The 19,037-nt window shown below is 72.3% G+C and carries 17 protein-coding genes; 6 read left to right on the plus strand and 11 right to left on the minus strand.

Going from position 1 to position 19,037, the window contains the following annotated elements; all coding sequences use genetic code 11:
• The first annotated feature begins 88 nt into the window (after window positions 1–88).
• Both ACFY2B_RS40900 and ACFY2B_RS40905 read left to right on the plus strand, forming a co-directional pair.
• Window positions 89–2,518, plus strand: coding sequence for a ribonucleoside-diphosphate reductase subunit alpha (locus ACFY2B_RS40900; RefSeq protein WP_390768138.1), 2,430 nt, complete (start codon window positions 89–91; stop codon window positions 2,516–2,518).
• A gap of 56 nt (window positions 2,519–2,574) precedes the next feature.
• Window positions 2,575–3,585 carry a ribonucleotide-diphosphate reductase subunit beta gene (locus ACFY2B_RS40905; RefSeq protein WP_390768168.1) on the plus strand — a complete coding sequence of 337 codons (1,011 nt, stop codon included), beginning with the start codon at window positions 2,575–2,577 and terminating at the stop codon, window positions 3,583–3,585.
• On the opposite strand, the gene ACFY2B_RS40910 is transcribed toward ACFY2B_RS40905, so the two are convergent.
• Window positions 3,498–3,740 carry a hypothetical protein gene (locus ACFY2B_RS40910; RefSeq protein WP_390768139.1) on the minus strand — a complete coding sequence of 81 codons (243 nt, stop codon included), beginning with the start codon at window positions 3,738–3,740 and terminating at the stop codon, window positions 3,498–3,500. The two genes, ACFY2B_RS40905 and ACFY2B_RS40910, sit on opposite strands and share 88 nt — an antisense overlap.
• 93 nt (window positions 3,741–3,833) lie before the next feature.
• Between ACFY2B_RS40910 and ACFY2B_RS40915 the strand changes: the two genes are divergently transcribed.
• Complete coding sequence (locus ACFY2B_RS40915; RefSeq protein WP_390768140.1) at window positions 3,834–4,799, plus strand: helix-turn-helix domain-containing protein; 966 nt, start codon at window positions 3,834–3,836, stop codon at window positions 4,797–4,799.
• A 68-nt stretch (window positions 4,800–4,867) separates the two neighbouring features.
• Here ACFY2B_RS40915 and ACFY2B_RS40920 read toward each other — a convergent pair whose 3' ends face one another.
• From ACFY2B_RS40920 to ACFY2B_RS40965, 10 genes are all read right to left on the minus strand, one after another.
• Complete coding sequence (locus ACFY2B_RS40920) at window positions 4,868–6,238, minus strand: cytochrome P450 (protein ID WP_390768141.1); 1,371 nt, start codon at window positions 6,236–6,238, stop codon at window positions 4,868–4,870.
• The gene (gene cyc1 / locus ACFY2B_RS40925; RefSeq protein ID WP_390768142.1) at window positions 6,235–7,320 is read right to left on the minus strand and encodes an epi-isozizaene synthase; all 1,086 of its coding nucleotides are present in this window, start codon (window positions 7,318–7,320) and stop codon (window positions 6,235–6,237) included. The genes ACFY2B_RS40920 and cyc1 overlap by 4 nt, the downstream gene beginning before the upstream one ends.
• A 249-nt stretch (window positions 7,321–7,569) precedes the next feature.
• Entirely contained in the window at window positions 7,570–8,220 is a 651-nt protein-coding gene (def, locus tag ACFY2B_RS40930; protein ID WP_376534536.1) for a peptide deformylase, read from the minus strand.
• Window positions 8,221–8,501: 281 nt separating this feature from the next.
• On the minus strand, window positions 8,502–9,497 hold the full coding sequence (locus tag ACFY2B_RS40935; protein WP_390768143.1) for a tetratricopeptide repeat protein: 996 nt from the start codon (window positions 9,495–9,497) through the stop codon (window positions 8,502–8,504).
• Window positions 9,498–9,597: 100 nt separating this feature from the next.
• Entirely contained in the window at window positions 9,598–10,992 is a 1,395-nt protein-coding gene (locus tag ACFY2B_RS40940; RefSeq protein WP_390768144.1) for an HD-GYP domain-containing protein, read from the minus strand.
• Window positions 10,989–12,326 (minus strand): HD-GYP domain-containing protein, encoded by a 1,338-nt coding sequence (locus tag ACFY2B_RS40945; RefSeq protein WP_390768145.1) that lies wholly within the window; start codon window positions 12,324–12,326, stop codon window positions 10,989–10,991. The genes ACFY2B_RS40940 and ACFY2B_RS40945 overlap by 4 nt, the downstream gene beginning before the upstream one ends.
• Window positions 12,327–12,522: 196 nt before the next feature.
• Window positions 12,523–12,825, minus strand: a complete 303-nt coding sequence (rsrA, locus tag ACFY2B_RS40950) for a mycothiol system anti-sigma-R factor (protein ID WP_390768146.1) — start codon at window positions 12,823–12,825, stop codon at window positions 12,523–12,525.
• Window positions 12,822–13,505 (minus strand): RNA polymerase sigma factor SigR, encoded by a 684-nt coding sequence (sigR, locus tag ACFY2B_RS40955; protein ID WP_390768147.1) that lies wholly within the window; start codon window positions 13,503–13,505, stop codon window positions 12,822–12,824. The genes rsrA and sigR overlap by 4 nt, the downstream gene beginning before the upstream one ends.
• A 259-nt stretch (window positions 13,506–13,764) precedes the next feature.
• Window positions 13,765–14,412, minus strand: coding sequence for an alpha/beta family hydrolase (locus tag ACFY2B_RS40960; protein WP_390768148.1), 648 nt, complete (start codon window positions 14,410–14,412; stop codon window positions 13,765–13,767).
• Window position 14,413: 1 nt separating this feature from the next.
• Entirely contained in the window at window positions 14,414–15,229 is an 816-nt protein-coding gene (locus ACFY2B_RS40965; RefSeq protein ID WP_390768149.1) for an SOS response-associated peptidase, read from the minus strand.
• 512 nt (window positions 15,230–15,741) lie between these two features.
• Here ACFY2B_RS40965 and ACFY2B_RS40970 point away from each other — a divergent pair.
• The 3 genes from ACFY2B_RS40970 (at window position 15,742) to rsgA (ending at window position 18,999) form a co-directional block, all read left to right on the plus strand.
• Window positions 15,742–16,464, plus strand: coding sequence for a M50 family metallopeptidase (locus tag ACFY2B_RS40970; protein WP_390768150.1), 723 nt, complete (start codon window positions 15,742–15,744; stop codon window positions 16,462–16,464).
• Between the two features lie 191 nt (window positions 16,465–16,655).
• Window positions 16,656–17,972 carry a 3-phosphoshikimate 1-carboxyvinyltransferase gene (aroA, locus tag ACFY2B_RS40975; protein ID WP_390768151.1) on the plus strand — a complete coding sequence of 439 codons (1,317 nt, stop codon included), beginning with the start codon at window positions 16,656–16,658 and terminating at the stop codon, window positions 17,970–17,972.
• A gap of 16 nt (window positions 17,973–17,988) precedes the next feature.
• On the plus strand, window positions 17,989–18,999 hold the full coding sequence (gene rsgA, locus ACFY2B_RS40980; RefSeq protein ID WP_390768152.1) for a ribosome small subunit-dependent GTPase A: 1,011 nt from the start codon (window positions 17,989–17,991) through the stop codon (window positions 18,997–18,999).
• Window positions 19,000–19,037 lie beyond the last annotated feature (38 nt).

Genomic DNA, 19,037 nt, shown 5'->3' on the forward strand with positions numbered 1-19,037 from the left:
GGGCCGGCGGATGCGTGCCGCTGTCTGCGCTCGTGTGCTGCCCCCTGCCCTCCCGCAAGGCCCCGTGCCGAGCGAGGGAGAGCCACACGTGACCATCGCGCCAGCCGATCCGGCTTCAGCCGTCCAGGCGACCGCCGTCCCCGTGGAGACCGACGGTCCCGGTGCCGCGCTGCTGCGGACCCTGACCGAGCTGACCACCGACCTCCCCGACGCCGACCCCGGCCGGGTCGCCGCTGCCGCGCTGCGCGGCCGGTCGGCGCGGGCCGACGCCGAGGCCACCGCGGAGTTGCGCGAGCTGGCCACGGAGGCGGCCGCCGGGCTGATCTCGGAGGACCCCGCCTACTCGCGGCTGGCCGCCCGCCTGCTGACCCTCTCCGTCCACGCCGAGGCGGCCTCGCAGGGCGTCACGTCGTTCACCGAGTCGATCGCCGTGGGCCACCGCGAGGGGCTCATCGCCGACCGCACCGCGGAGTTCGTCCGGCTGCACGCGGCCCGCCTCGACGCCCTGGCCGACCCGGCCGCCGACGACCGCTTCGGCTACTTCGGCCTGCGCACGCTGTACAGCCGCTACCTGCTGCGCCACCCCCTCACCCGCAAGGTCATCGAGACGCCCCAGCACTTCATGCTGCGCGTCGCCGCCGGCCTGGCCGAGGACCACAGCGCGCGTGCCGCGGCCGAGGTCGCCGCGCTCTACGGGCTGATGAGCCGCCTCGACTACCTGCCCTCCTCCCCCACCCTCTTCAACTCCGGCACCCGCCACCCGCAGATGTCGTCCTGCTACCTGCTGGACTCCCCGAAGGACGAGCTGGACTCCCTCTACGAGCGCTACCACCAGGTGGCCCGCCTCTCCAAGCACGCCGGCGGCATCGGTCTCTCCTACTCCCGTGTCCGCTCCCGCGGTTCGCTGATCCGCGGCACCAACGGGCACTCCAACGGCATCGTCCCGTTCCTGAAGACCCTCGACGCCTCCGTGGCCGCCGTGAACCAGGGCGGCCGGCGCAAGGGCGCGGCGGCGGTCTACCTGGAGACCTGGCACTCCGACATCGAGGAGTTCCTGGAACTGCGCGACAACACCGGTGAGGACGCCCGCCGTACCCACAACCTCAACCTCGCGCACTGGGTCCCGGACGAGTTCATGCGCCGGGTCGAGGCCGACGGGCAGTGGTCGCTGTTCTCGCCGTCGGACGTGCCCGGCCTGGTCGACCTGTGGGGCGCGGAGTTCGACGCCGCCTACCGCCGGGCGGAGGCGGCCGGGCTCGCGCAGAAGACCGTCCCGGCCCGTGATCTCTACGGCCGGATGATGCGCACCCTCGCGCAGACCGGCAACGGCTGGATGACCTTCAAGGACGCGGCCAACCGCACCGCCAACCAGACGGCCGAGCCGGGCCACGTCGTCCACTCCTCCAACCTCTGCACGGAGATCCTGGAGGTCACCGACGACGGCGAGACCGCGGTCTGCAACCTGGGCTCGGTCAACCTGGGCGCGTTCGTGCGCGGCGGGGACATCGACTGGGAGCGGCTGGACGAGACGGTCCGCACCGCCGTCACCTTCCTCGACCGGGTCGTCGACATCAACTTCTACCCGACCGAGCAGGCCGGCCGTTCCAATGCCAGGTGGCGGCCGGTGGGCCTCGGGGTGATGGGTCTTCAGGACGTCTTCTTCCAGCTGCGGCTGCCCTTCGACTCCCCGGCGGCGCGCGAGCTGTCCACCCGGATCGCGGAGCGCATCATGCTCGCCGCCTACGAGGCCTCCGCCGACCTCGCCGAGCGCCCCCAAGCACCTGCGACAAGCTCCGGTGCCGGGGGGACCCCCATCGGTCCGCTGCCCGCCTGGGAGAAGACCCGTACCGCGCGGGGCGTGCTGCACCCCGACCACTACGGCGTGACGCCGGCCTGGCCGGAGCGCTGGGCGGCCCTGCGCGAGCGCGTCGCCCGCACGGGCCTGCGCAACTCGCTGCTCCTCGCCATCGCCCCGACCGCCACGATCGCCTCCATCGCGGGCGTGTACGAGTGCATCGAGCCGCAGGTCTCCAACCTGTTCAAGCGCGAGACCCTGTCCGGGGAGTTCCTCCAGGTCAACTCGTACCTGGTCCGGGACCTCAAGGAGCTGGGCGTGTGGGACGCCCGCACCCGCGAGGCGCTGCGCGACGCCAGCGGCTCGGTGCAGGACTTCGGCTGGATCCCGGCGGACGTGCGCGCCCTGTACCGCACGGCCTGGGAGATCCCGCAGCGCGGTCTGATCGACATGGCCGCGGCCCGCACGCCGTACCTGGACCAGTCCCAGTCCCTGAACCTGTTCATGGAGACGCCGACCATCGGCAAGCTCTCCTCGATGTACGCCTACGCCTGGAAACAGGGCCTGAAGACCACGTACTACCTGCGTTCCCGCCCGGCGACCCGGATCGCCCGCGCCGCCCAGGCGCAGCCCCGGGCGGCCGTCCCCGCGCAGCAGGTCGCCGATCCCGACGCCGTCGCCTGCTCCCTGGAGAACCCCGAGTCCTGCGAAGCCTGCCAGTGACTGACGCCCCGCACCCGACCACCACCCCTGGAGGACGGCGCACCGCGCCGACGGACATGACCCGCAACGCCCATCTCCTCGACCCGGGCTTCGAGCTGACGCTCCGCCCCATGCGCTACCCGGACTTCTACGAGCGCTACCGGGACGCCATCAAGAACACCTGGACCGTGGAGGAGGTCGACCTCCACTCGGACGTCGCCGACCTCGCCCGGCTGACCCCCGCCGAGCAGCACCTCATCGGCCGGCTCGTGGCGTTCTTCGCGACGGGCGACTCGATCGTCGCGAACAACCTGGTGCTGACGCTGTACAAGCACATCAACTCCCCGGAGGCGCGGCTGTACCTGTCACGCCAGCTGTTCGAGGAGGCGGTGCACGTCCAGTTCTACCTGACCCTGCTGGACACCTATCTGCCCGACCCGGAGGACCGCGCCGCGGCCTTCGCGGCCGTCGAGAACATCCCGTCCATCCGGGAGAAGGCGCAGTTCTGCTTCACCTGGATGGACTCGGTGGACAAGCTGGAGCGCCTGGAGTCCAGGGCGGACCGCAGGCGCTTCCTGCTCAACCTCATCTGTTTCGCGGCGTGCATCGAGGGGCTGTTCTTCTACGGCGCCTTCGCCTACGTCTACTGGTTCCGCAGCCGGGGCCTGCTGCACGGCCTGGCCACCGGCACCAACTGGGTGTTCCGCGACGAGACGATGCACATGAGCTTCGCCTTCGACGTGGTCGACACCGTCCGCAAGGAGGAGCCGGACCTCTTCGACGACGAGCTGCGGCAGCAGGTCACCGAGATGCTGCGGGAGGCCGTGGAGGCCGAGCTGCAGTTCGCGCGCGACCTGTGCGGTGACGGCCTCCCCGGCATGAACACCGACTCGATGCGGCAGTACCTGGAGTGCGTCGCCGACCAGCGGCTGACCCGCCTCGGCTTCGCCCCGGTGTACGGCTCGGAGAACCCCTTCTCCTTCATGGAGCTGCAAGGGGTTCAGGAGCTGACCAACTTCTTCGAGCGGCGCCCGTCGGCGTACCAGGTGGCGGTGGAGGGCACCGTCGACCTGGACGAGGACTTCTGAGCCACCTTGACGTCGCCGATCTCCTGGGCCTCCCTGATCTGCCGGTCGATGCGCCGGTCGCGCACCATGCCGAGCACCGACGGGAGGGCCAGGAGGACGAGGATCGCGAGGACGGCACCCATTCCGGTCAGACCTTCGATCTGGTTCGTATTCATGGACACTACTGTCGTCCCGCACACCCCGCGCCGACAGTGGCAGGGCTGCCGCACACCCTCGAATTACTGCCAAGAACGAGGCACACTGGCAGCATGCTGAAAAACGTGGTGGCCGTCCTGCTGGACGGCGCGCACCCCTTCGAACTGGGCGTCGTCTGCGAGGTGTTCGGCATCGACCGCAGTGACGAGGGGCTGCCGACGTACGACTTCGCCGTGGTCTCGGCGGAGGGCCCGGCGTTGCAGACCCATGTCGGCGGGCTGACCGTCTCCACGCCGTACGGGCTGGAGCGCCTGGCCGAGGCCGACCTGATCGCCGTACCGGCGGGCAACGGGTTCGCCGACCGCACGTTCCCGCCCGAGTTGCTGGACGCCCTGGCGGCGGCGGCGGAGCGCGGGACGCGGGTGCTCAGCGTCTGCTCGGGGGTGTTCGTGCTCGGTGCCGCCGGGCTGCTCGACGGGCGGCGGTGCAGCGTGCACTGGCGGCACGCCCACAACCTCGCCCTGCGCTGCCCGCGGGCGATCATCCAGCCGGACGTGCTCTACGTCGACGACGACCCGGTGATCACCTCCGCCGGAACCGCGGCCGGGATCGACGCCTGCCTGCACATCGTGCGCAAGGAGCAGGGCCCCGAGATCGCCAACAAGATCGCCCGGCGCATGGTGGTGCCGCCGCACCGGGACGGCGGGCAGGCCCAGTACATCGAGCGTCCGCTGCCCAAGCGCCCGTGCGACACCGTCGGCGACGTGCTGGCCTGGATGGACGAGCACCTCGACGAGGAGGTCACCGTCGAGCAGCTCGCCGACCGCGCGCACATGTCGCCGCGCACCTTCGCCCGCCGCTTCCAGCAGGAGACCGGCACCACCCCCTACCGCTGGATCCTGCGCCAACGGGTGCTGCTGGCCCAGGAGTTGCTGGAGCGGACGGACGAGACGATGGACGCGATCGCGGCCCGTACCGGCTTCGGCACGGCCGCCGCACTGCGCCACCAGTTCGTCCGGACGCTGGCGACGACCCCGTACGCCTACCGGCGCACGTTCCGGGGCCCCGAGGCCGCCTGAACGCGCGCCGGTGGCAACAGGCGTCGCGCACCGTCACCGGGGACGGGGGGCCTGGCGCGCCGGGCCCGTCACCACTCCTCGGGTGTCAGCAGCAGCCGGTGCGGGCGGAGCGTGATGCCCACCCTGGTCGCGTCGTTCGACCCGCCGGCCTGCTTGAACCGGTACTTCGCCGACAGTGCCGCGGTGATCAGGGTCAGCTGGGCCATCGAGAAGTGGTCGCTCGGGCACTTGCGGTTGCCCACGCTGAACGGGTTCATCGCGTACTTCGGCACGTCCTTGGCCCGCTCCGGCAGCCAGCGGTCGGGGTCGAAGCCGAGGTTGTCGGCGTACGAACGGGCATCGCGCTGGACCGCGTACGGGCTGTAGACGATGTCCGCCCCCGCCGGAATGCGATAGCCGCCGAGCGCGGTGTCCGTCACCGCGCGCCGGGTCAATATCCATACGGCCGGACGCAAGCGCATCGCCTCGACAACGACATTGTTCGTGTGTCCGAGCGCCCGGACGTCGTCGAATCCGACCGGCCGGCCGCCGGTGACGGATTCCACCTCGGCGCGCACCTTCTCGGCGTGTTCCGGGTGTTCGGCGAGCACCTGGAGCAGCCACATGATCGTGGAGGCCACCGTTTCGCTGCCGGGGGTGAGTATCGCGACGACCTGGTCGTGGATCTCCTGTTCCCCGATGGGGTCGCCCTTCTCGTCCCGGGCCGTCAGCAAAGCCGTCAGCAAATCGTCCGGCCTTTGCCCCGACGCGCGGCGCTCGGCGACGATCTCGTCGACCAGGAGGTGCAAGTCGGCCAGCGCCCGGTTGAATTCGCGGTTGGCCGGCAGGGGCAGCTTGTACAGCGGTCCGAGCGGCATCACCATCCGGCGGTACATACCGCGGAAGACGGTGGCGAGCGCAACGCACAACCGCTCGGCCCGCTCGTCCATGTACTCGCCGCGCAGCAGACAGCGGGCGGCGATGCGCACCGCGATCCGGAAGGACTCCGAGGTGCAGTCGACGGTCTCGCCGGGCCGCCAGCGCTCGGTCAGCGCGTGCGCCTCCTCCTCCATGATCGGCCCGTAGGCGGGGATCGCGTCGAGCCGGAAGGCGGGCTGGATGGTGCGCCGCTGGCGGCGGTGCCTGGGCCCGTTGGCGGTGGCCACCCCCTCCTTGCCGAGCAGCCCCTCCAGGGATTCCCACAGCGGCCCGTCGATCTTGTAATCGGGGCTGAGGGCCAGCGCTCCGGTGAGTTCCGGGGAGGTGACGGCGTACACCGTCTTCGGGCCGAGCTTCAGCCGTACGACGTCGCCGTGGTCGCGCAGTCGGGACATGAAGGCCAGCGGATCGCGGACCAGCCGCCAGCCGTGGCCCAGGCCCGGCACACCGCCGCCGGCCAGCGGTGGCTCGGAGAGTGGTGGCGTCCCGGGAGGCACGGGCCGCACGGACTCGACGGTCATTTCTCACCTGCCGCTTCGTTGTTGACGTACGGGGGCGTGGACCGGTCCGCCCAGCGGTCGACCAGGTAGCGGCCGGACTCGTGGTGGAACCAGTAGACCGAGCTGAACCAATTGCGCATATTGCAGATGCAGGCCCGAACGGCGACGCTGAGTTCCTTTCCCTGCGTCGTTCCGTCGGCCAGACCGTCGGCGAACCGCACGGCGGTGTGTTCCGCCTCGACGAATTCCGTTATGCATTCCTCGGCACGTCGCCTGACTTCACCGACCGCGTCTTCCAGGGCCATTCCCTCATGGGTGACGAGGCTGATTCCCAGATTGTGCACCTCGGCGCCCGCCAGTTCCTTGGGCAGTGAGCAGAGGTCGTTGTACCAAGCGGCGAATTCCTGGCTCAGCAGTGCCGGACGGCGGTATGCCGGATCTTTCCGCACGGCGTCGGGAAGTTCGAGACCCACGCTCGGCTCCAGCAGGTCCGTCCATATCCAGTGCGCGAAGGTCAGGCGGCGCAGGGCCAGGTACTCCTCGACGCCCGGGACATATGCCTGGGTGCGGTTGTGGAATTCGCGGTCGTACGCCTCGATCACCGAGTGGAAGTGGCGGGCGAACCGCGTGTTCCAGGTCGGCGGAAGGAAGGAGTACAACCGCAGCGTGCTGTCCGCGAACCCCGCGACCAGGGGATCCTGATGGTTCAGATGGTGCCGTGGTGAATCGAGGGCCGTGTGCAACCGCGATCTCAGCCGCCGCCAGTCGGCCGTCCGGCCGTGCACGATGTCACGGTCGTGTCGGTCGTCCCAGACGAAGAACCACGCGCTGTAGTCGGCAATGGCCTGCAACACGTCGTCGGCGGCACTCGTGTAGTACCCCGCCATCAGGTCCGTGTAGCACAGACCATCGGCATATTCCGCAACCTTGTCCGCCGACATGAGCCGCTTTTCGAGCAGCCAGAGGCGGGTCTTCTCCTGGAGCCTGGGCCAATACGGATGCAGTTGCCTGGGAAAGGATTCCTCGATCACCGGGAGAGCGAGCGGCGGTGGCACTGCCACCGCCGTCGGCGTCGATATGGTGCCGTGTGGTAACGCACGCACGAACTAACCCCTCTCAGCCGTCAGATACGCACGCCCCTCCCGCTGTGCCGGGCGTGCGCCGTTGCGTATCCCGCGCACCCCATTCAGCACCACAACTGACCGGTCTGGGAACGGATTCGCTCCATTCACTACCCCCGCGCGCCGAGATTCCCCTCTTGTACGCTCGGCTTTGGACCGCTACGCACGACGCCCGGCCAGGGGTTCCCTGGCCGGGCGTCACAGCCGGCTGGTCGAGGCCCTGCCGGGGCCTCAGTCGTTGGCGACCACGGGGTAGCGCGGCTCGTTCTCGGCCATCTGCCGCAGCGCGTCCTTGCGCTCGCGCTTGGAGAGCCGGTCGATGTACAGGTAGCCGTACAGGTGGTCGGTCTCGTGCTGAAGACACCGGGCGAAGTAGCCCGTGCCCCGCACCTTGATCGGGTTGCCCCGCTCGTCCTGCCCGGTCACCTCGGCGTAGTCGGGACGGGCCAGCGGCGCGTACGCGGCAGGCACGGACAGGCAGCCCTCGTTGCTGTCGTCCAGGTGGCGCCGGTCGGCGGGCAGGTCGACGAGGACCGGGTTGCAGACCACGCCGACGTGCCGTTCGCCGCCGTCGTCCCCGCAGTCGTAGACGAAGACCTTCAGGTCGACGCCGATCTGGTTGGCGGCCAGGCCCACGCCCTCGGCGGTGCGCTGGCTGGCGAACATGTCCGCGACCAACTGCTGGAGTTCGTCACCGAACTCGGTGACGTCCTGGCACTCCTTGTGCAGCACCGGATTGCCGACGACCGTGATCGGCCGCGAGGTGCCGCGCTCCCGCCAGGCGGCCTCGCGCTCCTCGGTGCCGTCGGTGTCGATGACGAAGCCCTCGTCGTCCACGGGGAGCACGCCCGCGTGCTGCTGATCGGTGTCCTGCTGCGCCATGACCGACGTATGCCTTCCTCAAAGAACAGGGAAATGAATGGTGGAACGGGGAAATGCTGGAACGGGGAAATGTTGCTGATACAGGGTACGTGCAAGCGCCCCCGGCACAGACTCGGACGCAGAGACAGCAGGAGCCGCAGACACGGGCGCGGACGCGGAGACAGCCGAAGCCGCAGGCACAGACCCAGGTGCAGGTACAGGTACAGGTACAGGTGCAGCCGCAGACCCAGGCGCAGTCGCAGCCGGAGCGACGGCGCACCCCCGCCCGTCCAGTGAAGCGCCTAGCAGACCTCTTCCAGATCCCGCCAGTCCCGGGAGTCCGGGCTGTCCGCCACCCACCCGTCCAGCAGCCCCCGGACCAGTGAGGCCGGCGCGGCCACCCCGCACTCCCGTTCCGGTACCCACAGCTGGCCGTCCGTCCGGTGCCCGAGCGGCCCCGGATGTCCCGGCTCGCTGTGATCGTGCGGGTCGAGGTGCTCCCCGTCCCCCTCGTCGGACGGCATCCGCGACTCGGAGCACATCCGGCACAGCAGCCGCACGGACGACGACCAGTCCTCGGCGGCGAAGCCGGCGTCGGCGGCCAGCTGCTCCAGCGCGTCCCGGTCGGCCTCGGTGGCGGCCTCCAGCAGGACCACCCAGGTGGGCACCGGCGACGGCGCCCACAGTTCGATCTCGTCGAAGACCGGATAGGCGTGCCCGGCCGCCGTGGTGCGCTCGCCGTGCGGCACCCCGTCGTGCAGGACGACCTCGCCCCAGCGGCGCCCCGACGAGGGAAGCGGGATGGACTGCACCTCGATCCGGGCCGGGTCGAGCCGCTTGCCCCACACCACCTCGGCCTCCCCCTCCGGGGACAGCCGGACGACCGCGCTGCCCAGCTCCATGCCGAGCGGTTCGCCGGAGGCGGCGGCGCTTCCCGGCCGGGAGCCCCCGGGCACCCGCAGTCCGTACGCCTGCCAGGCACGATGGGCCAGCGGCCAGTCCTGTAGGGCGGTGGCGGCGATGCCCACGTTCCACCAGTCGGGCGCGCCGGTCTCCCGGTCGAGCAGGGCCACGGCGCGCAGTCCGGCCGCGCGGGCCTGCTCCCAGTCGTGCCGGAACTTGTGCAGCAGGGCGAGGTTGAACCAGGACTCGGACAGCCAGGGTTCCAGGTCGGCGGCGCGTGTCAGCAGCTCGCCCGCGTCCTCGTACCGGCCGTCACCGATGAGTGTGAACGCCCGGTCGGTGGCCTGCCGCCACGAGGCGGAGGGCCGGTGCCGTCCCTTGCCGAAGATCCTCACGATTCCCGCCTGCCAGTTCCAGATCCGCACTGTGGGCTGGCTTGTGCCCCCGGACACCCTCTCCCTCGCATCCAACCACGTACGGCGGGAGGGCCGCTCATTACCCATGGGTTACCCAGCCGCGGGCCGGGTCAGACAGCCCCGTCCGACGTCCGCCCCCGCCCGGCCCGAACCGCTCGCGTCCCGCGGCCCGGTCGCCCAGCACCCGCGCGAGCGATTCCACCACGTCCGGCGCGTAGTCCCCGGCGGTGCCCAGCCGCAGCTCCTCCAGCGCCGCGAGGGGGGCGCCGGGACCGGCGTCCCGCGCCTTCTCCTCGTACGCGTTCACGGCCCGTATGATCCGCGCGGCCACCGGCTGCTCCCGGTACGGGTCGGCCTGCCGCTCCACGACCACGGCGACCGCGGCGTCCACCCCGGTCTGCCGTACGACGGCACCGCCGAGCAGCGCTATCCGCCGTTGCTGTTCGGCGGGCAGCCCGGCGGTGGCACCGGCCGGCACCGGGTCGACCAGGCTCAGCTGGCCGATGTCGTGCATGAGCGCCGCGTATTCCAGCACGGTCAGCTCGGGCGAGGTCAACCCGAGGTCCCGGCCGACGGCCCGGCTGAGCGCGGCGACCCGGTGGGCGTGTCCGGCCGGGGTGTACCCGGCGGTCTCGGTGGCCCGGGCGAGAGAGGCGATGGTCTGCCGGTAGGTGGCCCGCACGGCGGCGTACCGGCGCAGCGAGAGCTGGGTGAGCAGGAGCGGCAGGCAGAACACGGGCAGCGCCCACAGTCCGACGGCGGCCACCGCGAGCGCCATCACCGCGCCCGTCGCGCACACCGCGGACCCGATCCCGGGCAGCGCGCGCAGTTCGTCCCGCAGCAGCGGTCCGAACGGCCACCGGGTGCGGGAGTGGGCCAGCGCGGCGGCCAGTACGGCGTCGCACAGCGCGGTGAGCACGAGGAGGACGAGCAGCAGCACGGCGTGGGTGACGCCGCCCCAGGCCCCGAACACGCCGTCGCCGTCCAGGGGTTGGCAGCAGACGGCGGCGAAGCCGGTGGTCAGGACGCGGCGGGCCAGCAGATCGGGGGTGGCGGTCCGGCCGCACCAGATGTGCGGGACGCTGCCGAGCAGCGAGGCGGCGACCACGATGGTGACGACCTGCGCGGCGCGGACGGGGGTCCCCGCGCTCTGGGCCAGGCCGAGCGCCTGGGACGTGGCCGGATGTCCGGCTCCCTCGCCGAGCAGCGCGTACGACAGCGCGCCGGCCGCGCCGAGCGAGGCGGTCTCCCGGGTGTCGACGCCGGTGACGGCGTCGGCCCCGGTGACGTGGACGGGGATGCCCGCCGCCCGAGCGGGTCCCGGCCCCCGGGGGACGGTCAGCTCGCCGACGGCTATGAGCACGCCGAACGCGAGGGCGGTCCCCCGCTGGTCGACGCCGGAGACGAGGGTGACGGCGAGGGAGAGCGCGGCTAGCAGCGCGGCGGCGGCGTGGACCAGCCGGAGCGGGGTCACCGGTGTGCTCCGCGGGGGTCCGCGAGGGGTTCGGCCGGCAGCACGGGATACCGCGGCTCGTCGGCGGTGACCGCGGGATGCCAGCCGTGCCGCCCCAGGGCCCGCGCCAGCGCGGCGACCATCCGGGGGTCGAACTGCGCGCCGGCGCAGCGCTCCAGTTCCCGCAGTGCCGCCGGGACGGGCCGCGCCCTGCTGTAGGTGCGGGTGGAGGTCATCGCGTCGAAGGCGTCGGCGACGGCCACCACCCGCGCGCACTCGGGGATCTGACCGCCCGCGAGGCCGTACGGGTAGCCGGTGCCGTCGAGCCGTTCGTGGTGGTGCAGGATCGCCGCCCGGGCCTCCCCGAGGAAGGAAATCCCGCGGACCATCTCGTGGCCGTACTCGGGATGCAGTTCGATCACGCGCCGTTCCTCGGGGGTCAGCGGCCCGTCCTTGCGCAGCAGTCGCGTCGGTACGCCCAGCTTGCCCACGTCGTGCAGGATCCCGGCGAACCGCAGCATCTCGACGCGGTCGTCGCCCAGGCCCAGCTCCCGGGCGATCAGCACGGACGCCTGCCCGACCCGCTCACTGTGGCCGCGCGTGTAGCCGTCCTTGATGTCGACGGCCTGCACGAGCGCGCGGATGGTCGCCTGGTGGGCCGCCCGCTCCCGGTGGTACTGCGCGAAGACCCACCAGGACACGCCCATCGGCAGCAGCACGAGCAGCGCCGCGACGGGCCCGTGCGGGCCGCGCCACAGCACGGCCATCATCAGCCCGGCCAGCCCGTGCACGGCGATCGGCGCGAGCGAGCGGGGCAGCAGCGCGCGCCAGGCGCGGCGCGCGAGACCCGTCCCGCGCTGTCCCCACGGGGCGGGCGGCACTCCGACGCCCAGGGCGCGCAGGCCGCCGTCGAGCGCGCCGAGGACGAGGCAGAAGACCGGTACGGCGGCGGCGACGGGCACGAGCGCGTACGGGAAGTCGGAGTGCACGACCGCGTCCCCGCCGCCGAGCCACCAGTGCACGCGGGCCGTCGCCCACACGGCGAGCGAGGACTGGGCGGCGCGCCAGATCCGGCGCAGCACGCGGGGCCGTTCGGCGGGCGAGAGCAGCGCGCCGGGCACCGGTACGAACGCGGCGGCGGGCGCGGGCAGCAGGAAGGCCCCGGCGAGCAGGACGGGGTGGAAGGTGCCGCCGAAGCGGCGCCGGACGATCCGCTCACAGACCGCGTACAGCACCGCGAGCAGCGTGATCACCCACCAGGGCGAGCGGACGTGGGGCAGGCGCAGCATCGCGATCACGGCAAGGGCGGCGACGCAGGCGACGTACACGCGTGCGCGCGCCGGAACCGTCTCCATGACGCCCTCCCCGCCCGACCAGCCCGTCCTGGCTCCGGAGCCTAAGGCGCGGCTCGGGGGGCCCGTGGGCCCGTACCGGACGGATTAGCACGTTCGGGTGATGACCCCGAAGTCAGGAAGCGAGCCGGCCGGAGGCGCGGGCCGCGGCTCGGGCGTGCGGACGGGCCCGGTGGGCACGGGCCGGGACCGAGCCGGGTCAGGACTCCTGCGGGGTCGCCGTGACCTCGTGCTCCGGCACGACCTGGCCGGAGCGGATCAGGTCGATCCGCCCCATCACCTTGGCGCGCAGGTCGATCGGCACGTCGTCATGGCCGCAGCACCGCTTGACCAGCTTCTTCACCGCCTGCTCCAGGCCGTACTTCTCCAGGCACGGCGAGCACTCCTCGAAGTGCTGCTGGAACTTGTCGAGGTCGGCCGGCGGCATCTCGCTGTCGAGGATCTCGTAGAGATGGTCGAGTACCTCACTGCAGTCCGTGTCGTGCGGCTCTCCGCAGCTCATGAGCCCGAGCCTTTCGCTTCGTTCGACTCAGCGGCACCCGCCGGGACCAGTCCGCGATCGCGGGCGTAGTCCTCCAGCATGCCGCGCAGTTGCCGGCGGCCCCGGTGCAGCCGGGACATCACCGTACCGATGGGTGTCCCCATGATGTCCGCGATCTCCTTGTAGGCAAAGCCCTCTACGTCCGCGAGGTAGACGGCGATGCGGAATTCCTCGGGGATCGCCTGCAACGCTTCCTTGACGTCGGAGTCGGGCAGGTGGTCCAGCGCCTGCGACTCGGCGGAGCGCAGACCGGTCGACATGTGCGACTCGGCGCGGGCCAGCTGCCAGTCCTCGATCTCCTCGGCCGCGCTGCGCTGCGGCTCGCGCTGCTTCTTGCGGTACGAGTTGATGAAGGTGTTCGTGAGGATCCGGTACAGCCACGCCTTGAGGTTGGTGCCCTCACGGAACTGGTGGAAGGACGCGTACGCCTTGGCGTACGTCTCCTGCACCAGGTCCTCGGCATCGGCCGGGTTGCGCGTCATGCGCAGCGCGGCCGAGTACATCTGGTCGAGGAACTCCAGCGCGTCCCGCTCGAAGCGCGCGTTGCGCTGCGCGCTGGACTCCGCGCCGATGCCCCGGCCCTCGGGCAGCTCCGCCTGGCCGTTGCCGGTCCCTGCGTCGGTCCCAGTGACCGCACCCACCTCCTCAAGATCCCGGACGGGACCGAGAGCGGTCCCACTCGAATCGGAGGATAGAACACCACCCGGGCCCGCCGCCCCTCGAATGGGTGCGGTCTTGGCCGCATGCAGCACCGTCCAGTCCAGGTCAGGGCGGCTGCTGTGGCTCGGGCAGATGGTCGAACCCATGCGGCGGACTTCCTCTCTCCCACGACGTCGGTGCCGGAGAATCTCAGCACTCTGACCGCCACAACAGTGCGCCCACGCCCGGCATTCCCGGGCGTCACCCGAGTGACGCGGCCCACTCCGCGACCGCCTCGGTGACGATCTCCAGGGCCCGTTCCTGGCCGATGCCGGCGCGCTTGGGCACGGCGAGGCCGTGGTCGGCGTACGGCACCTCGACGAGCCGGTACGTCCCCTCGGGGAACTCGGCCGGCCTGCCGAACGGATCGTTGCCGCCCTGGACGACCAGCGTGGGCACCCCCGCCCCCAGCAGCTCCGCGGCCCGGGACTTCTCGGGCCGGCCCGGCGGGTGCAGCGGGAAGCTCAGGGCGAGGACCGCGTGCGCGCCCAGTTCGCCGGCCGTGCGGCAGGCGACCCGGGCCCCGGCGCTGCGCCCGCCGGAGATCACCGGCAGTCCCGGTGCGGTGAGCGCGGGCCAGATCCCGCGCCAGCCGGTGTCGAGGGTCTTCGGCGCCGGGGCGACCTTCCGGCCCGCCACCCGCCAGGGCTGCTCGACGAGGGCCACGCAGACGCCCCGGTCGGGCAGCGCCGCCGCGAGCGCCCGCAGGTCCCGTGCCTCGATGCCGCCGCCGGCCCCGTGGCTCACGGCCAGCACCAGCCGGGCCCGCCGGGTCCGGTGCCAGGTGACGCGGGCGTCCCCCGCGTCCGTGGCGATGGTCTGGGTGGTCCCGGTGATCTCTGTCGTCACATCAGAAGAGTGTGCCCTCTTCCGGGCCCGTCAGCTCCTTCAGCAGCTCCGGGCCGTTGTTGCGGACGTTGCTGACGGCCGTCGGGACCGGGTAGGCGCGCATCAGGCCGTGCGGCGGCGGTTCGAGCAGCGGGCGCAGGTCCCCGGCGTCCGTGCGGGACGGGTCGAGCCAGGCGTCCCAGCGGTCCGGGGTGAGCATCAGCGGCATCCGGGGGTGGATCTCGGCGAGGCTGTGCGGCCCGTCGGCCGGGGCCACGGCCAGCGGGGTGGTCTCCGCCTCCGTGGTGATCACCGAGCAGGTCGCCCACCAGGCCCGCGGGTGGTCGTCGGGCAGGGTCCGGTCCCGCCAGAACTCGTACAGGCCGGCCATCGCGAAGACCGATCCGTCGGCGGGCAGCACGAAGTACGGCTGTTTGCGCGGGCGCTTCTTCTTCCCCTCGACCTCCAGGTCGCGCTCCTGCGTGCCGGTCACCCACTCGTAGTAGCCGTCGGCGGGCAGGATGCAGCGCCGGGCGGCGAAGGCACGGCGGTACGACGGCTTCTCGTGCACGGTCTCCGCGCGCGCGTTGATCATCCGGGCCGCGCCCTCGGGCGACTTGGACCAGGACGGCACCAGCCCCCACCTGAGCCGGCGCAGCTGGCGCACCGGGCGCGGATCGCCGGTGTCTTTCAACGGACGGTCGAGCACGGCGTAGACCTCTTTGGTGGGGGCCACGTTGTAGTCGGCCGCGAGGGTCTCCTCGGGGTCGAACCTCTCGACTTCGAAGACTCCGGCGAGATCCTCGGGCGCACGACTCGCCGAGTACCGTCCACACATCTGTATTCGCCCCTCCGGCCTGCGCAAACCCTGTTCCTGTGTCCGGGCCGTCCGGACACCTCCCAGGGTGGCAGACCGGTGGGGGTCGCGAGGGGGCGGGAGGGCGCGCGGAGGAGCGGTGCCGGCCCGGCACGGGGTGGGGCGGGTTCGCCGGGGTGGTCACAGGCGTCTCCTGGCCGGCGCACAGGGACGACGGGTGGCACAGGAACCGCGGACCGCTCCGCGGCTCTACGACGGTGACCTGCGCGTTCGCCGTCAGGAACGATCGCTGCCGCAATGGCGTCTCACCTGGTGTCCGCACGTACGTGCCACACTGCCAGGCCCAGCCGCCCGCCCGGCCACCGGACCCGATCGGCGGGACCCGACCTGCCGGACGACCGGCGCGACCCGCACGACCCGCACAAGCCGCAAGACCCGTCCGACCCGCCAAACCCGTCCGACCGGCCAGACCCGTCACGACCAGCCAGACCCGTTCGACCGGCTCGACCAGCCAGAGGGAGCGACCGCCACACATGGACAGCACCGCATCGACCGCGCTGCCCGACCTCTGGGACCGGCTCTGGGGCAGCCAGCCCGACCCGGCCCTGTGGGTGGTGCTGGCCACCCTGGCCGCGGCGCTCGCCGTGGTCGTGCCGCGCTCGGCCTGGCGCGTCTCGCGCAACGCCGTCACCATCGCGCACGAGGGCGGTCACGGCCTGGTGGCGCTGGTCACCGGCCGGCAGCTCACCGGCATACGCCTGCACTCGGACACCAGCGGCCTCACCGTCAGCCGCGGCAAGCCGCACGGCATCGGCATGATCCTCACCGCGGCCGCCGGGTACACCGCGCCCCCGCTGCTCGGCCTGGGCGGGGCGGCGCTGCTGGCCGCCGGGCACATCACGCTGCTGCTCTGGCTGGCCACCGCGCTGCTCGTCGCCATGCTGGTGATGATCCGCAACGCGTACGGGGTGCTGACGGTGGTCCTCAGCGGCGGCACCTTCCTGCTGGTGTCCTGGCTGGCCGGACCGCAGGTGCAGGCGGCGTTCGGGTACGCGGTGGTGTGGTTCCTGCTGCTGGGCGGGGTGCGCCCGGCCTTCGAGCTCCAGGCCAAGCGGGTGCGGGGCGCGGCGGGTGACTCGGACGCCGACCAGTTGTCCCGCCTGACCCACGTCCCGGCGGGCCTGTGGCTGTTCCTGTTCCACGCGGTGTCGCTGTGCTCGCTGATCGGCGGGGGCCGCTGGCTGCTCGGGATGTGACCCGCCCCGGCCGCCAAAGCCGCCGCCCCGGCCGCCGGACCCGTTCCGGCCCCCGCCGCAGCGGCCCGGACCGCACCGCCGTCCGGCTCCGCCGCCGGCGGGATTCCCCCGGCCGGACGGAGCCGCGAGCGGGCCGACGACCTGCCCCACGGCGCCGCACCCGGACACCACCCGCCCACTAAAGTGGGGCCATGGCCCCGAACGAAGCACCCACCGCCCTCTGGCCCGCCCCGCACGCGAGCGGAGCCGTCGACGCGACGGTCCACGTGCCCGGGTCCAAGTCCGTCACCAACCGTGCCCTCGTGCTCGCCGCGCTCGCCTCCGAACCGGGCTGGCTGCGCCGCCCGCTGCGCTCCCGCGACACGCTCCTGATGGCGGGCGCCCTGCGGGCCATGGGCGTCGGCATCGAGGAAGGGGTCGGCCCGGACGGCTCCGGCGAGGCCTGGCGGGTGCTGCCCGCGGGCCTGAGCGGCCCGGCCACAGTCGACGTCGGCAACGCGGGCACCGTGATGCGCTTCCTGCCGCCGGTCGCCGCACTCGCCGACGGCCCCATCCGCTTCGACGGGGATCCGCGATCCTACGAGCGCCCCCTGAACGGTGTGATCGACGCCCTGCGCGACCTCGGCGCCCGGATCGACGACGACGGCCGCGGCGCGCTGCCGCTGACCGTGCACGGCGGCGGCGCCCTGGAGGGCGGCCCGGTGTCGGTCGACGCCTCGTCGTCGTCCCAGTTCGTCTCGGCGCTGCTGCTCTCCGGGCCACGGTTCAACCAGGGGGTGGAGGTCCGCCACACCGGTGCCTCCCTGCCCTCCCTGCCGCACATCCGGATGACCGTCGACATGCTGCGCGGGGTCGGCGCCCAGGTGGACACCCCGGAGTCGGGCGGCGAGCCGAACGTCTGGCGGGTCACTCCCGGCGCCCTGCTGGGCCGCGACCTGACCGTCGAGCCGGACCTGTCGAACGCCCAGCCGTTCCTGGCCGCGGCCCTGGTCACCGGCGGCAAGGTGCTGGTCCCCGACTGGCCGGCCCGGACGACCCAGCCGGGCGACCGGCTGCGCGAGATCTTCACCGAGATGGGCGGCTCCTGCACGCTGACCGAGTACGGCCTGGAGTTCGCCGGCTCCGGCGCGATCCACGGCATCGACGTGGACCTGGGCGACGTGGGCGAGCTGACCCCGGGCATCGCGGCGGTCGCCGCGCTCGCGGACTCCCCCTCGACCCTGCGCGGCGTGGCCCACCTGCGGCTGCACGAGACGGACCGGCTGGCCGCGCTCACCAAGGAGATCAACGAGCTGGGCGGTGACGTGACGGAGACCGCCGACGGCCTGCACATCCGTCCGCGCCCACTGCACGGCGGGGTCTTCCACACCTACGAGGACCACCGCATGGCGACGGCCGGCGCGGTCATCGGCCTCGCGGTGCCGGGCGTGCGGATCGAGAACGTGGCGACGACGGCCAAGACCCTGCCCGACTTCCCCGCACTGTGGGCCGGGATGCTCGGGAACTGACGGGCGGGCCGGGATCATGCGCCGCTACGGCAAGCACACTGACGAGGACGACATCCGTACCCGCCCGAACCGCAAGGGCAACCGGCCGCGCACCAGCATCCGGCCCAAGCACGAGGACGCCGCCGAGGGCATGGTCCTCACCGTCGACCGGGGGCGGCTGACCTGTCTCGTCCAGGACCGTACGGTCCACGCGATGAAAGCCCGCGAGCTGGGCCGCAAGGCGGCCGTCGTGGGTGACCGGGTGGCGCTGGTCGGTGACCTGTCCGGCAAGAAGGACGCCCTCGCGCGAATCGTCCGCATCGAGGAACGCACGTCGGTGCTGCGCCGGACCGCGGACGACGACGACCCGTACGAGCGCGTGGTCGTCGCCAACGCCGACCAGCTCGCCGTCGTCACCGCCCTCGCCGACCCCGAACCCCGCCCCCGGCTGATCGACCGCTGTCTGGTCGCGGCCTACGACGGCGGTCTCGACCCGTTGCTGGTGCTGACCAAGTCGGACCTGGCCTCGCCCGACAAACTCCTGGAGCTGTACGGCGACCTGGACATCCCGTACGTCGTCACCAGCCGTCAGGAGCTGGCGGAGGGCGTCGCGGTGGAGCGGGTGCGGGAGCAGCTGACCGGCAAGGTCACCGCGTTCATCGGCCACTCCGGGGTCGGCAAGACGACGCTGGTCAACGCGCTGGTCCCGGAGGAGTTGCGGCGTACGACCGGACATGTCAACGCGGTGACCGGCCGGGGCCGGCACACCACCACGTCGGCGCTCGCCCTGCCACTGGGCAACGGTGACGGCTGGGTCGTCGACACCCCGGGCGTGCGCTCCTTCGGCCTCGCCCACATCGACCCGTCCCGCGTGATCCACGCCTTCCCGGACCTGGAGCCCGGCACCGCGGGCTGCCCGCGGGCCTGTAGCCACGACGAACCGGACTGTGCGCTGGACGAATGGGTGGCCGAGGGGCATGCGGACCCGGCTCGCCTGTACTCTTTGCGCCGGTTGCTCGCCACGCGGGAACGCAGGGACGGCGACTGACCTCGGCGGCGTTTGCGGGGGTGCAGCTGTGGCACGTG

It is taken from the genome of Streptomyces sp. NPDC001270, from assembly GCF_042896695.1.
Taxonomy (GTDB): domain Bacteria; phylum Actinomycetota; class Actinomycetes; order Streptomycetales; family Streptomycetaceae; genus Streptomyces.

Coding starts and splice junctions, on each gene's coding strand:
- ACFY2B_RS40905 (WP_390768168.1), top strand. CDS start 2,575: ATGACCCGCAACGCCCATCTCCTCGACCCGGGCTTCGAGCTGACGCTC.
- ACFY2B_RS40910 (WP_390768139.1), bottom strand. CDS start 3,740: ATGAATACGAACCAGATCGAAGGTCTGACCGGAATGGGTGCCGTCCTC.
- ACFY2B_RS40915 (WP_390768140.1), top strand. CDS start 3,834: ATGCTGAAAAACGTGGTGGCCGTCCTGCTGGACGGCGCGCACCCCTTC.
- ACFY2B_RS40920 (WP_390768141.1), bottom strand. CDS start 6,238: ATGACCGTCGAGTCCGTGCGGCCCGTGCCTCCCGGGACGCCACCACTC.
- def (WP_376534536.1), bottom strand. CDS start 8,220: ATGGCGCAGCAGGACACCGATCAGCAGCACGCGGGCGTGCTCCCCGTG.
- ACFY2B_RS40945 (WP_390768145.1), bottom strand. CDS start 12,326: ATGGAGACGGTTCCGGCGCGCGCACGCGTGTACGTCGCCTGCGTCGCC.
- rsrA (WP_390768146.1), bottom strand. CDS start 12,825: ATGAGCTGCGGAGAGCCGCACGACACGGACTGCAGTGAGGTACTCGAC.
- ACFY2B_RS40965 (WP_390768149.1), bottom strand. CDS start 15,229: ATGTGTGGACGGTACTCGGCGAGTCGTGCGCCCGAGGATCTCGCCGGA.
- ACFY2B_RS40970 (WP_390768150.1), top strand. CDS start 15,742: ATGGACAGCACCGCATCGACCGCGCTGCCCGACCTCTGGGACCGGCTC.
- aroA (WP_390768151.1), top strand. CDS start 16,656: ATGGCCCCGAACGAAGCACCCACCGCCCTCTGGCCCGCCCCGCACGCG.
- rsgA (WP_390768152.1), top strand. CDS start 17,989: ATGCGCCGCTACGGCAAGCACACTGACGAGGACGACATCCGTACCCGC.